The 13,759-nt window shown below is 69.1% G+C and carries 11 protein-coding genes; 2 read left to right on the top strand and 9 right to left on the bottom strand.

The window, feature by feature from the left end; translation table 11 throughout:
* Positions 1-66: 66 nt before the first annotated feature.
* Complete coding sequence (gene ftsH, locus BLT64_RS00405) at positions 67-1,899, top strand: ATP-dependent zinc metalloprotease FtsH (RefSeq protein ID WP_011751045.1); 1,833 nt, start codon at positions 67-69, stop codon at positions 1,897-1,899.
* Between the two features lie 15 nt (positions 1,900-1,914).
* On the opposite strand, the gene BLT64_RS00410 is transcribed toward ftsH, so the two are convergent.
* Positions 1,915-3,414: a phosphomannomutase gene (locus BLT64_RS00410; protein ID WP_011751044.1), complete on the bottom strand. Its 1,500-nt coding sequence runs from the start codon at positions 3,412-3,414 to the stop codon at positions 1,915-1,917.
* Positions 3,415-3,583: 169 nt separating this feature from the next.
* Here BLT64_RS00410 and BLT64_RS00415 point away from each other — a divergent pair, with 169 nt between their 5' ends.
* Positions 3,584-4,855 carry an MgtC/SapB family protein gene (locus BLT64_RS00415; RefSeq protein ID WP_011751043.1) on the top strand — a complete coding sequence of 424 codons (1,272 nt, stop codon included), beginning with the start codon at positions 3,584-3,586 and terminating at the stop codon, positions 4,853-4,855.
* Positions 4,856-4,889: 34 nt separating this feature from the next.
* On the opposite strand, the gene BLT64_RS00420 is transcribed toward BLT64_RS00415, so the two are convergent.
* From BLT64_RS00420 to BLT64_RS00455, 8 genes are all read right to left on the bottom strand, one after another.
* Positions 4,890-5,651, bottom strand: coding sequence for an SDR family NAD(P)-dependent oxidoreductase (locus BLT64_RS00420; RefSeq protein WP_011751042.1), 762 nt, complete (start codon positions 5,649-5,651; stop codon positions 4,890-4,892).
* Positions 5,648-6,475, bottom strand: coding sequence for a PCC domain-containing protein (locus tag BLT64_RS00425; protein WP_011751041.1), 828 nt, complete (start codon positions 6,473-6,475; stop codon positions 5,648-5,650). Before BLT64_RS00425 ends, BLT64_RS00420 begins: the two co-directional genes overlap by 4 nt.
* On the bottom strand, positions 6,472-8,073 hold the full coding sequence (locus BLT64_RS00430) for an acyl-CoA synthetase (protein WP_011751040.1): 1,602 nt from the start codon (positions 8,071-8,073) through the stop codon (positions 6,472-6,474). Before BLT64_RS00430 ends, BLT64_RS00425 begins: the two co-directional genes overlap by 4 nt.
* Positions 8,070-9,239 (bottom strand): acetyl-CoA acetyltransferase, encoded by a 1,170-nt coding sequence (locus BLT64_RS00435; protein WP_011751039.1) that lies wholly within the window; start codon positions 9,237-9,239, stop codon positions 8,070-8,072. Before BLT64_RS00435 ends, BLT64_RS00430 begins: the two co-directional genes overlap by 4 nt.
* Positions 9,236-10,075 carry an IclR family transcriptional regulator gene (locus tag BLT64_RS00440; RefSeq protein ID WP_011751038.1) on the bottom strand — a complete coding sequence of 280 codons (840 nt, stop codon included), beginning with the start codon at positions 10,073-10,075 and terminating at the stop codon, positions 9,236-9,238. The genes BLT64_RS00435 and BLT64_RS00440 overlap by 4 nt, the downstream gene beginning before the upstream one ends.
* On the bottom strand, positions 10,075-11,091 hold the full coding sequence (locus tag BLT64_RS00445) for a TRAP transporter substrate-binding protein (protein WP_011751037.1): 1,017 nt from the start codon (positions 11,089-11,091) through the stop codon (positions 10,075-10,077). The genes BLT64_RS00440 and BLT64_RS00445 overlap by 1 nt, the downstream gene beginning before the upstream one ends.
* Positions 11,092-11,120: 29 nt before the next feature.
* Positions 11,121-12,998, bottom strand: a complete 1,878-nt coding sequence (locus tag BLT64_RS00450; RefSeq protein ID WP_011751036.1) for a TRAP transporter large permease — start codon at positions 12,996-12,998, stop codon at positions 11,121-11,123.
* 284 nt (positions 12,999-13,282) lie between these two features.
* The gene (locus tag BLT64_RS00455; protein ID WP_011751035.1) at positions 13,283-13,756 is read right to left on the bottom strand and encodes a DUF6644 family protein; all 474 of its coding nucleotides are present in this window, start codon (positions 13,754-13,756) and stop codon (positions 13,283-13,285) included.
* Positions 13,757-13,759 lie beyond the last annotated feature (3 nt).

A 13,759-nucleotide genomic window follows, 5' to 3' on the forward strand; every position in this document is an offset into this window, starting at 1 on the left:
GGCAACATCGACGGCGCGCGCGCCCATCGGCCAGGCGCCCTTGCGGGTCGCCGCCACGGAGATGTCATGGAGAAAAGGACCGAGTTCCACATCTGGTATTGGATCCTGGCCTTCCTGGCCGTGATCCTGATCCAGGACCTGGTGTCCGGCGCGCGCGACATCGCGCCGATCAGCTACAGCCAGTTCGAAACCTATCTGCAACAGGGCCGCATCTCGTCCGTGGCGGTGGGCGGCGACCGGATCACCGGCAGCTTCAGCACCCCGGTCGATGGCCGCAACCAGTTCGTCACCACGCTGGTCGATCCGGCGATCCTGGAGCGCATCGACCAGGCCGGGGTCGAGATCAGCGGCGTGCCGCAGAACACCTGGCTCGGCACGCTGCTGTCCTGGGTGGTGCCGGTGGTGCTGTTCCTGGCGCTGTGGATGTTCGTGTTCCGCAAGTTCGCCGAGCGTCAGGGCCTGGGCGGCTTCATGCAGGTCGGCAAGAGCCGGGCCAAGGTCTATATGGAAAAGGAAACCGGCGTGACCTTTGCCGACGTGGCCGGCGTGGACGAGGCCAAGGCCGAGCTCCAGGAGATCATTGCCTTCCTGCGCGACCCCGAGGGCTATGGCCGCCTTGGCGCGCGCATCCCCAAGGGGGTGCTGCTGGTCGGCCCGCCCGGCACCGGCAAGACTCTGCTGGCGCGGGCCGTGGCGGGCGAGGCGGGGGTGACCTTCCTGTCGATCTCGGGCTCGGAATTCGTCGAGCTGTTCGTCGGCGTCGGCGCCGCCCGGGTGCGCGACCTGTTCGAGCAGGCCCGCAAGAGCGCGCCGGCCATCATCTTCATCGACGAACTCGATGCGCTTGGCCGCGCCCGCAACTCGGGCCAGTTCACCGGCGGCAACGACGAGCGCGAGCAGACGCTGAACCAGTTGCTGTCCGAGCTGGACGGCTTCGACCCCTCGTCGGGCGTCGTGCTGTTGGCCGCGACCAACCGGCCCGAGATCCTGGACCCCGCGCTGCTGCGTGCCGGCCGCTTCGACCGGCAGGTGCTGGTGGACAAGCCCGACAAAAAGGGCCGCATCGACATCCTGCGCGTGCATATGAAAAAGGTGCGGCTGGCCCCGGATGTCGAGGTCGAGCAGGTCGCGGCGCTGACCCCGGGCTTTTCCGGCGCCGACCTGGCCAATCTGGTGAACGAGGCGGCGCTGCTGGCCACCCGGCGCAGTGCCGATTCCGTCGCCATGGCCGATTTCAACCATGCGGTCGAGCGCATCCTTGCCGGGCTGGAAAAGCGCAACCGCCTGCTGAATCCGCGCGAACGCGAGATCGTCGCCTGCCACGAGATGGGCCATGCGCTGGTCGCCATGGCGCTGCCCGGCGTCGATGTGGTCCACAAGGTCTCGATCATCCCGCGCGGCATCGGCGCGCTCGGCTATACCATCCAGCGCCCGACCGAGGATCGCTTCCTGATGACCCGCGACGAGCTGGAGAACAAGATCGCCGTGCTGCTGGGCGGGCGCGCGGCCGAGAGCATCGTCTTTGGCCATCTCTCGACCGGCGCGGCGGACGATCTGGTCAAGGCGACCGACATCGCCCGCGCCATGGTCACGCGCTATGGCATGGACCACGACCTGGGCCATGTCAGCTACGACAGCGAGCGCCCCGGCTTCCTGGGCGAGAACGAGCAGGGCTCTTGGCTGAGCCGGCGCTATTCCGAGGCGACGGCGCAAAGGATCGACGCGGCGGTCAAGCAGATCGCCGGCGACATCTTCGCCCGCACCGTGGCGCTGCTGGAGGCCAATCGCGAACTGCTGGAGCAATCCTCGCGCGAATTGCTGGAGCGCGAGACGCTGGAGGATGCCGAGCTGCGCGCCTTTGCGGCAAGGGTGCGGCCGCCGTCCCCGGCCGCCGCCTGACGCGAAGGCGGCGGTTCAGGCGAGTTGGTTCGCCATCTCCCGCACCCTTGCCAGCGCCCGGGCGTTCAGGGTCCGGGCGGTCTCCTCGGTTTCGGCCTCGGTGTAAAGCCGCAGTTCGGGCGCGTTGCCCGAGGGGCGCAGGTGGATGATCGCGCCATCCTCGAAGCTCATGCGCAGCCCGTCGGTCTGGTCGATCCGCCCCAGCCTGCCGGCCAGCGCGCCGAATTGCGCCTCGATCCGCGCCCGGCTCTCTGCCTCGCTGCCCGAGGTCAGCCATGCCAGGATTGCCTGCGCGTCCCGGGTCGGGAAATCCTTGAGCCGGTCGCTGAAGGTCGCCCGTTGCGGCAGGTCGGCGCAAAGCTCGGCCAGCGGCCGCGCCTTGGCCGCCGCCAGCACCGCGACCACCGGCAGGACCGCATCGCGCGTCGGCAGGGCCGAGAGGCGCCGGCCGTCCCGCACGATCTCGCTGCCCAGCAGAAAGCCGCCATTTGCCTCATAGCCGCAGACGGGGCCGAGGGTCTCGCACGCCGCCTCGTCCATGGCGGCGATGACATGGGGCGAGCCGATGCGGGTGCGGATGGTGCGGGCGAATGCGCCGCTCAGCTCCAGCGCGGTATTGCTGCTGACCGGGGTGACGACGCATTTCGCGCCCAGTTCGCGGGCGCAGATCAGCCCCAGGATGTCGCCGCGCAGCCACTCGCCCCGGTGATCGGCCAGAAGCGGACGGTCGGAATCGCCGTCGGTCGAGACGATGGCGTCCAACCGGTGCTCGGCCGCCCAGCCGCGCGCCAGTTCGATGTCCTCGGGCCGCAGCGCCTCGGTATCGACGGGGATGAAGCGGTCCGAGCGGCCAAGCGGCAGCACCTCGGCGCCAAGCGCGCGCAGGATGCGGGCGATGAGGTCGCGGCCGACGGCGGAATGCTGGTAAAGGCCTAGCACCAGCCCCGAAAGCGCGTCCTTGCCGAAGAAGTCCAGATAGCGGCGCAGGTAACCGTCCTGAATGTCTTGCGGCTCGGGCAGGGGGGCGGCATCGACCAGCCCGCCGTCGGGGCCGAAGCGGGCGGGGTCCAGCGCCAGCGCCTGCCGGGCCATGCCGGCTTCGTCGGATTTCAGGATCTCGCCCCCGGGGCGGTGGAACTTGATGCCGTTGCGGTCATTGGGAATATGGCTGCCCGTGACCATCAGCGAGGGGATGGCCCGGCCAAAGGCGTAATGCGCCAGCGCGGGCGTGGGCACATGGCCGCAGAATACCGGCTGCCCGCCCGTGTCGCGGATCGCCTGGGCGCAGGCCCGCAGGATGCGCGGGGTCGAAGGGCGCAGGTCGCCCGCCAGCGCCACCGCGGTCCCCGGGGCGAATTCGCCGATCTCGCGCAGGTAGTGCAGGAAGCCCTGGGTATAGCCATGGGCCACCCGGTCGGTCAGCGCGCTGACCAGCCCGCGCGCGCCGCTGGTGCCGAAGGCGACGCCGCTTTCCGCGATCAGGTCGCGGATGGTGAGGGTTCCTGTCTGGGTCATGCTGGACGCTCGCTGTTTGGAAAGACGATCATGCAGGCGAGGCGGGCGGTTCGTCCAGTGCCGCCGGCCGGGTTCCGCGCCTTCACCGTTCTCCAAATACTCGAAAGCTTGCGCCGGGCCGATGCTCGCGGCGCTGGCAAGCCGCTGAAAGCGGTGGCAGAATGCGCCGATGCACCAGGACCAGGTTCTCAGTCGTCTTGCCGTGTCGCTGGCCATCGGCCTGCTGGTCGGGCTCGAGCGCGGCTGGCGCACCCGGGACGAACGCGAGCACCAGCGCGCCGCGGGGCTGCGGACCTTTGCGCTGGCAGGGTTGACCGGCGGGGCGACCGGCGTCCTGGCGCTGGATTACGGCGGCGTGGTGATCGGCATCGTGTTCTGCGGCTTTGCGCTGGTCTTTGCCGCCTTCCAATGGCTGGAATCGCGGCTGGACCGGGATGTCAGCGCCACCTCGGCGGTGGCGGGGATGCTGGTCTTTCTGCTGGGGGCGCTGGCCGTCACCGGGCCGCTGGTTCCCGCCGTTGCCGCCGCCGTGGCGATGACGCTGCTCTTGGCAGGGCGCGAGCATCTGCACCGCTGGGTCGCCGCGCTGAGCTGGGCCGAGATCCGGGCGATCCTGACGCTGGCGGCGATGTCCTTCCTGCTGCTGCCGGTCATCCCCGATCGCAGCATCGATCCCTGGGACGCGGTCAACCTGCGCGAGATCTGGCTGCTGGCGATCCTGATCGCGGGGATTTCCTTTGTCGGCTATGTCGCGGTCCGGGTGTTCGGCGATCGACTGGGGATCGTGGTGATGGCGGCCGCCGGGGGGCTGGCATCCTCGACCGCGACCACGCTGGCCTTCGCCCGGCTGGGCAAGGCCGAGCCCGGCGCGGCCCGGCTGCTGGCCGCAGGCATCCTGATTTCCGGCGTCGTCATGCTGGTCCGCGTGGGCGTCGTCACCGTGGGGCTGAACCGTGCGCTGCTGGGGCATCTGGCCCTGCCGCTGGCGGCGGCGGCGGTGGTGATGGCCGGTGGTGCGGCGGCCATCCTGCTGCGTCGGCGTCAGGCGCAGGCCGGCCCGGTCCTGCCGATCAACAATCCGCTGGCGGTGGGTACGGCGCTGAAGATCGCCGGCTTCATCGCCGCCGTGCTGCTGGCGGCCGAGATCCTGCGCCGGCAATATGGCGATGTCGGTGTGCTGATCATCGCCGCGATCTCGGGCATTGCCGATGTGGATGCGGTGTCGATCTCGATGGCGCGGCTGGGCGGCGGCGACCTGGCCGTTCCCGTGGCGGCGCAGGCGATCCTGATCGCGGTGGCGGTGAACACCGTCTCCAAGGCGGTGCTGGCCGGCCTGGTCGGCGGACGGCGGATCGGGATCACCGTCGCCGGGCTCAGCGCGCTGGCACTCGCCGCCGGGCTGGCGGCGGTCTGGGCGCAGGTGGCCTGGACGGGGGCGTGAGGCCGTGGCGGGAGCGCCTGCCGCGCGGAAACGCCTAGGCCGGCTCGTTCTCGCGCCGCAGCGCCGGCAGGCCGACGCCGGTGGCGTCGAAGCCTCCATCCACCGCCAGCGTCTGGCCCGAGACGAAGCTGGCCTTGTCCGAGCACAGGAACACGATGGCCTCGGCGATCTCGCGCGCCTCGCCATAGCGGTTCAGCGGGATGGCGTCGTAATAGGCCGAGATGATCTCGGGCGCATGCACCGCCATGGCCAGCTTGGTCCTGACCGGGCCGGGGGCGACGCAATTGACGCGGATGCCCTGTTCGCCCAGTTCGGCGGCGAATTGCTTGGTCAGGTGGATCACCGCCGCCTTCGAGGTGCCATAGGCCACTCGCAGGGTCGAGGCGCGCAGCCCCGAGATCGAGGCGATGTTGACGATGGCGCCGCCGGTTTTCGCCAGTTCCGGCGCCGTGGCCTGGGTGCACAGGAACACGCCGTCCAGGTTCGTCGCCATCACCTCGCGCCATTCCTCGAAACTGGTGCGCCCGGCATGCGAGAACAGCGCCACGCCGGCATTGTTCACCAGCGCATCGATGCGGCCGAGGCCGGCGACGGTCTCGGCCACCATGCGCTCGACCTGGTCGGGGTCCGAAACGTCGGCCTCGACCGCCAGCACGTTTTCCATGCCGTCCGCGACCCGGTGCAGTTCCCGGGTGTCGCGGTCGACCATGGCGACGCGCCAGCCCTGTTCCAGGAATATCTCGGTGGCGGCCAGGCCGATGCCGCGGCAGCCCCCGGTGACGATGGCGGTTTTCATGGCGTTTCCCCTGTCGGTTCGATGATGAGCTCCAGCGTCACGCCGACGGGGTTTGCGCCCCGCGCCAGCGTGCCGCGCGCGATATGGCCGTGGATGTCCACGACCTCGATGGGGACATGCGCCGTGCCCCGGGCTAGCCGGGCGTCGGCAAAGCGCAGCTCGGTGGCCAGGCAATCCATGCGATGCCCCTCGGCAAAGCGGATATGGTCGATGCTGCCCACCGCATGCAGCCGCGCGTCCCGGATGCCGTGGCGGGCGGCAAGCGTTTCGATGGCCGCGACCACGTCCTCGCCCGGCAGGATGCGGGCGAAAAGGCCGGGACCGTCGCCGCCGCCCTGCGGGGTGAACAGCGTGAAGGCGGTTTCCTGATCGGGCAGCGCCTCGAACCATGTCTCCGCCGCGCCCAGCCCCTCGACCGCCACGTCCTCGGCGACGGTCGAGTCGAAGGGCAGCAGGTGGCCCATCGCCCTGTCGCGCCCATCCGACCAGATGCCGTGGCAATGCAGGAAGGGCGCGCCGTCTTTCCAGCCGACCGTCGCGGTGGCGCTGTCGACGGTCCAGCGGCCCTCGGGCGCGTGGGTGTCGGAATACCATGCCGCGTGCAGCCCGTCGGTCGAAAGCGCCGGCAGGACATAGCGCATCGGCTCGCAGCGCAGGCCGGCCAGCGAGACCACGCCGCCCTTGCAACCGTGATCCGCGAACAGCGCGCCCACCGCCTGCATGACCGTCTGCCCCGCGCGCAACCTGCCAGCGACGGGGCGCAGCAGCGCGGGCCGCGCCTGCATGCGGTCGGGTGCGCGCGGGCCCGGATGGATCATGTTCATGCCGGGGCCTGCTCCAGCAGGCCGCGCGCCTCCAGCTCTTCGCGGATCATCTTCTTGGTGATCTTGCCATAGGCCGATTTCGGCAGGCCGTCCCAGAACAGGAAGCGCTTGGGCAGCTTGTAGCGCGAAAGCTTGGGCGCGACGAACGCCGCCAGCTCCTCCTCGGTCACCGGCGCGCTTGCCACGCAGATCGCCCAGCCGACCTCGCCCCAAAGCGGATCGGGGACGCCCAGCACCGCGACCTCGGAAATGGCGGGATGGGTCAGGATCTTTTCCTCGATCTCGCGCGGATAGACGTTCGAGCCGCCCGAGATGAACATGTCCGACTCGCGCCCGGTGATATACAGGAACCCCGCCTCGTCCATGTGGCCCAGGTCGCCGGTGCGGAACCAGCCGTCGCGAAAGGCTTTCGCATTGGCCTGCGGGTTCCGGTAGTAGCCGGCAAAGACGGCGGGGCCGATCACGCAGATCTCTCCGGTCTGGCCGGGCGGCAGTTCGCGGCCCTGATCGTCCTGGATCTGGATCTCGATCCCGGTGCGGGCATGGCCGCAGGTGCCGATGCGGGTGGTCGGGCCGTCCTCGGCATCGTGCAGATGCGCAGGCAGCACGGTGATGTTGCCGGTGCATTCGCCCAGGCCGAAATATTGCACAAGCACCTTGCCCAAGGTGCGCAGCGCCCTTTGCTGGTCCACCCGATACATCGGCGCGCCGGCATAGATCACATAGCGCAAGGACGAGGTGTCGGCGCCTGCCGTCGCGGGATGCTCGACCAGCAGCTTCAGGATCGTCGGCACGGTGAACATGGTGGACACCCGCCATTCCCGCACCAGATCCCAGACCTGCGCCACGTCGAAACGCTCGGTCGGCAGCAGCACCGTTTTCACCCCGCGCGCCACCTGCGTGAGCTGATGCACCCCCGCGCCATGCGACAAGGGCGCCACCACCAGCGAGGCATCCTCGCCCGTCAGGCCCGGCATCAGGTCCGCCAGGTGGTTCGTCACCACGAAGGCCATCTGGCCATGGGTCAGCACCGATGCCTTGGGCCGGCCCGTGGTGCCTGAGGTGAAGAAGAACCAGCAGGGATCGTCGCGATCCACCACCGCGACCTGCGGGCGGCTTCCCAGGTGTTCGGCGGTGATCGCCTGCACCGAGGGGCCGAAATCGGCCGCGCCGAAAGCCAGCGTCGTTACTCCGCAGGCTGCCGCATGGTCGGGAAAGGCGGCGTTGCACAGCATCAGCCGCGCGCCCGAGGCTTCGGTCAGCCAGGCCACTTCCTCGGGGGTCTGGCGAAAGTTCGCGGGCACCCAGATGCCGCCCGCGCGCCAGGTGGCGAACATGGCCTGCATCATCTCCATGCAGTTCTGCGACTGGCACATCACCCGGTCGCCCTTTTGCAGCCCGAAGCGGGTTTGCAGCGCATGGGCCAGCGCGTCGGTGCGGGCCTCGAACTCGGCCCATGTCCAGCACGCCTCGCCCATGACCAGCGCGATGCCGTCCGGGTCGCGCCGCGCGGCCTGGGTCAGGAAGGTGGCAAGGTTCATCACCCGGGTCGAGACCGGGATCACGCCGCCGGCCGGTTCGGTGGCGGGCTCGGTCATTTCACGCGCTCCAGGATCGAGCAATAGCTGGCCACCGCCGCGCCGCCCATGTTGAAGACGCCGCCCAATGTCGCGTCCTGCACCTGCATGGCCCCGGCATCGCCGGCCAGCTGCATGGCCACCATGACATGCTGCGACACGCCCGTGGCGCCGATGGGATGGCCGCGCGACTTGAGCCCGCCCGAGGGGTTCACCGGCAGCGCGCCGTCGAACCGGGTCACGCCGTCGCGGATGGCGCGCCAGCCCTGGCCGCGCGGGGCAAGGCCCATGGCCTCGTATTCGATCATCTCGGCGGTGGTGAAGCAGTCATGCGTTTCGACCAGCGACAGGTCCATGATGCCGAGCCCGGCCTGATCCAGCGCCGCAGCCCAGGCACGATGCGGCCCGTCGAAGGCGATGGGATCGCGCCGCGACAGCGCCAGAAGGTCGCCCGCCTGCGCACGGGCGCGGAAACGGATGGCGCGTTGCAGTTCCGCCGCCAGTTCGGGCGCGGCCAGAACCAGCGCCGCCGCCCCGTCCGAGACCAGCGAGCAATCCGTCCGCCGCAGCGGCCCGGCGACGCGCGGGTTCTTGTCCGAGATGGTGTTGCAGAACGCCAGGTCGAAGGGCTTCTGCATATGCGCATAGGGGTTGCGCATGCCGTTTTCGTGGTTCTTGGCGGCGATCATCGCCAGCTCCTCGGAGCGGTCGCCGTGGCGCTGGAAATAATTCTCGGTGATGCGGCCGAAAACGCCGGCGAACCCGCCGGGGATCTCGCCCTCCTCGGGGACGTAGCTGGCGGACAGCAGGATGTCGCCGACCTGGTCGCCGGGCGTCGCGCTCATCTTTTCGGCGCCGATCACCAGCGCCACCTTACCGCGCCCCGAGGCGATGAAATCCGCTGCCGAATACAGCGCGGCCGAGCCGGTGGCGCAGGCGTTTTCGGTGCGCATGAAGGGCACGCCCGCCAGTTCCGGCGTGCCCATGGCGACCAGCGCGCCCTGGAAATCCTGCCGTGAGAAACCGTTGTTGTAGACGCCGACGAAGATGCCGTCGACGGCATCGGCAGGCAGGCCCGCATGGTCCAGCGCGGGCCGTGCGACCTCGGCCATCAGGGCCAGCGTGTCGGGGGCCTCGGACTTGCCGAATTTCGTGTGTGCCCAGCCGACGATCAGCGGATCGGTCATGCGATGTTCCTTTTCGGTTGCGTCTCAAGTGCGGCAAGGCGGGTCGCGACCAGCTGCGCCTCGCGGTGCAGCAGGACGGCCAGTTCGGCGCGCCTCGCCTCGCCCATGCGGTTCTCGATGGCGGCGATGGACAGCGCGCCTGCCGGCCGGCCGTCGGGCCACAGGATCGCGACGCCCAGGCCCCAGGAACCCGGCACCACCCGGCCGGGGTTCAGCGCATGACCGGCCGCGCGTGCGTGCGCCAGATCCTCGGCCAGTGCCGGGGCAAGGCCGGGGGCCAGCGCCTCGGCCTGCGGCGCCGTCTGCCGCAGCAGGGCATCGGCCTCGGGCGCGGGCAGGGCGGCAAGGATCGCCAGGGCACCGGCGCCGACGCCCGCAGGCTTGCGGTCGCCGCGCATCAGCGCATGGGTGCGGATCGGAAAATCGCCCTCGATCCGCTCCAGGCACAGCGTATGGTCGCCCTGCGGCACGGTCAGCAGCAGGGCGTCGCCGGTCTCGCGCGCCAGCCGCAGCATGGATTCGCGTGCGTGGTGCAGGATGCCGTGGCGCTCGGCGGCGAATGTGCCCAGCAGATAAGCCTCGGGGCCCAGGTGATAGCGCCGGGTGCGGCGGTCCTGCTCGACCATGCGCGCCGCGGCCAGGGCCAGCAGCAGCCGCCGCACCGTGGGCCTTGTCAGCCCCGATGCGGCGGCCAGTTGTCCCAGTGCCAGCCCCTCGCCGCCGCCCCTGCCGACCAGCGACAGCAGTGACAGCGCCCGCGCAACCGCCTGCGCGCCGCCGCTGGCCGGTTCGGCAAGGGCGGGTTCGGCGGGTGCGGGGGCCGGCGTTTCCGTCATCAGGCGAGCTTTCGTCCGATGGCGGCTTCCAGGATCTCCCATGCCTCGTCGCCATAGGTCTTTTTCCACTCGGCATAGAAGCCGGCCTCGCGCAGCTTGTCCTCGAAGGGCTGCGGGTCCACGTCGTTGAAGACGAAGCCATGCTCTTCGAGGTCGCCGCGCAGGGTGGCGTTCAGCGCCATCACGTCCTCGCGCTGCCTGTCCGCGCCTTCGTTGAAGTGCTTGGCGACGACCTGCTGCGCATCCTCGGGCAGCGCGCCCCAGGCGCGGCGGTTGCCCAGCAGCCAGAACCCGTCCCACATGTGGTTGGTCATGGACAGGTATTTCTGCACCTCCCACAGCTTGGCCACCTTCATGATCGCCAGCGGGTTTTCCTGCCCGTCGACGATGCCGGTCTGCAGCGCGGTATAGACCTCGGCGAAGTTGATCGAGGCGGGCGCAGCGCCGAAGGCCGAGAAGAGCGAGGTCCAGAGCGGGCTGACCGGCACGCGGATCTTGAAGCCTTGCAGATCCTCGGGCGCCTGGATCGGCTTGGTCGAGGTTGTGGTCTGCCGAAAGCCGTTGTCCCAGATCTTGTCCATCACCACCAGGCCGGCATTCTCGATCTGGCCGCGGGCATAGGCGCCCAGCTCGCCGTCCATCGCCTTCCAGACCGTGTCGTAGTCGGGAAAGGCGAAGCCCACGCCGTTGATCGAGGCGTTCGGCACCAGCGTTGACAGGATCACCGGCGAAAGCTGGAAGAACTCGACCCCGCCCGAACGCAGCTGGCCCAGCACGTCGGTATCGGCGCCAAGCTGGTTCGAGGGGAATATCTGGATGTCCACCGCGCCCGAGGTTTCTTCCAGGATTGCCTTGACCGCCTCGGCCAGCCGGACGTTGCTGGGATGTTCGAGCGGCTGGTTGTTCGCGATCTTGTAGCTGAATTCGGCGGCGCGGGCGGCGCCCGGCCGGATGAAGGGCGCGGCCAGCGCCCCTGCGGCGGCACCCATCAGGACGCTGCGGCGGGTGATTGTCATGTTTTCCTCCTCCCCGAAGGCTGTTGAAATCAAAGCAAGGCGGTCGAGAACCAGGGCACGGCGGCGATGACCAGCAGGCCGATCACCAGCGCCGCCAGATAGGGCCAGATCCGGCGCATCACCTGGTCGGCGGGCACATTGGCGATCTTGCAGGCGATGTAGAAGCCGATGCCGATGGGCGGCGCCATCACCCCGATGTTCATCGCCGTGACGATGACCATGGCATAATGGATGTCGTGGATGCCCAGGCCGCGCGCGATGGGGAACATGATCGGCGCCAGCAGGACGATGGCCGGCAGCCCCTCGAGCACGCAGCCCAGGATCAGGAAGATCAGGATGGAGGCCAGCATGAACACCACCCAGCCGCCCGGCAGACCGGTGACGACGGCCATCAGGTCGCGGGCGAAGCCCGATTGCGTCAGCGCCCAGGCCATCGCGGATGCGGCGCCCAGGATCAGCAGGATCGCGCCCGACATGGCGGCGGTTTCGACCAGCATGGTGCCCAGTCTGCGGATCGGGATGCCGCCGTAAAGCACGACGCCGATCGCGAAGGCATAGACCACGGCGATGGTCGAGACCTCGGTCGCGGTCGCCACGCCGCCGCCGACCAGGCTGCGGATCATGAAGGGCAGCACCAGCGCCGGCGCGGCGATCACCGCCATCCTGCCGATCAGCGGCAAGGTGGCGCGGCTGACGCCCGACATGTCCTCGCCCCGCGCCTTCCAGCGCGCCAGCACCGCCAGCACGACCAGCAGCACCATGGCGATGACGAAGCCCGAGGTGAACAGCCCGGCAATGGATACGCCCGCGACCGAGCCCAGCACGATCAGCACGATCGAGGGCGGCACCGTATCAGCCATCGCCGCGCCGGTGGCCAGCAGCGCCGTCATCTCGGGCGCGGAATGGCCGCGCCTGCGCATCTCGGGGAACAGCGCCGGGGCCACCGTCGCCATGTCCGAGACCTTGGAGCCGGAAATCCCCGAAACCAGGAACATCGAGCCCAGGAGCACATAGCTCATCCCCGCCTTTACATGGCCCAGAAGCGAGGCGAGGAAATTGACGATGGCCTTGCCCATGCCGGTGGCGTCGAGGATGCAGCCCAGAAGCACGAAGACCGGCACCGACAGCAGGATCAGCGAGGACATGCCCTCGTCGATGCGGCCCATCATCACGAAGATCGGCGCATGGCTGGCGAAGGTCAGATAGGCCAGCGTCCCCAGCGCAAAGCAGAAGGCGATGGGGACGCCGATGCACAGAAGCACCGCCACCAGCAGGCCCAGCCAGATCGGCAGGTTCCAGTTGCCGATGGACAAGAGCGCCGGCCGCGCGAACCACAACAGCGCCACCGCCGCGGCCGTCACCGCCAGCGTCGCGGCGATGATGCGCCATTCGCGCGAGCGCAGGACCGAAAGCACCGCCAGCACCGACATCAGCCCGATCCCGGCGGGCAGAGCCGAGGCGCGGTACGACATCGGCAGCCCCAGCGCGGGCGACCTGACGAAGCTTTCCTCATAGGCGTATTCCACCGCGACCGGCAAAAGCCGCAGCAGCAGGACGCAGACCAGCACCTGGCCCGCCACCTCGGCCACCCGCGCCAGCCGCTCGGGCAGCAGCGGCAGGAACACGGTCAGGCGCATATGCTCGTGCCGGTCCACCGCCAGCGCCGCGCCCAGCATCGCCATCCAGATGAAGCTGATCGAGGCCACTTCGTCGCCCCAGATCAGCGGCTTGGCCAACACATAGCGGAAGAACACATTGGCCAGCACGGTGACGATCATCACCACCAGAAGGCCGGCGGCCAGGATTTCGACCGGACGCATCCATCGCTCGGCGCGCTTGGGCTCGGCCAGCGCCTCGATACCGCCAAGGGCCAGCTCGCCCTCGGGCTGGGTGTCGGTCAATTGCATCTCATCCCTCCCATGGCGGCGGGCTCTCCCCTTCCCTCGCCATCGATCCACAATGTGGATGTGGTGGCTGCCGCATTTCGGGAAATTTCTGGACGATTCGCGAAATAGTGCAAGAAGAAATTGCCACATGCCGTCGTTTCGGCCATATCCCGCAATCATCTGCAGGGTATTTTTTCCATAAAGTGGAACATGAATGGCCGTGTTCGGGCGGCAATCGTTCCCCGAAGCTCGCGGATCAACTTGTTTTGCGGGCAAGGTCGCCTGTCAGCCTGCGGCCCAAGGCGTCACAGAAAGCCGATCCAGCGCCCCGCCAGCAGCACGGACAGCCAGATCGCCAGCGAAAGCGCCGCAAGAATGCGCGCGCCGGGGCCGGGGGTTCCGGTCTCGACCGCCCGGTGCCAGCCCTTGCCGGCATGTTGCAGGGCGACGATCACGAGGCCAAGGATGATCAGGGCCAACTTCCAGCGAAAGGCGGCATTCGCGAGATAGTCGCGGGCCCCGACCGACCACAGGACCGGGCCGGTCGCAAGGGCGATGCCAAGCCCGACGCCCGCCGCACGCGACAGGAACGGCGCCAGGACATGCAGCGCGCCGCCGCGGACGATCCCGACAAGGCGCAGGTCCAGCGGAATGATCGCCCCCAGCAGCAGCGCGATTCCCAGGATATGCGTGGCGTTCAGCACCATGTAGAGGTGCCACGACCGCCGCAGCGCCGCCGCCAGGGCGGTGCCCTCGGCCCAGGCCGCGAAGTCCTGCATCGC

It is taken from the genome of Paracoccus denitrificans, assembly GCF_900100045.1.
In the GTDB taxonomy this organism is placed as follows: Bacteria; Pseudomonadota; Alphaproteobacteria; order Rhodobacterales; family Rhodobacteraceae; genus Paracoccus; species Paracoccus denitrificans.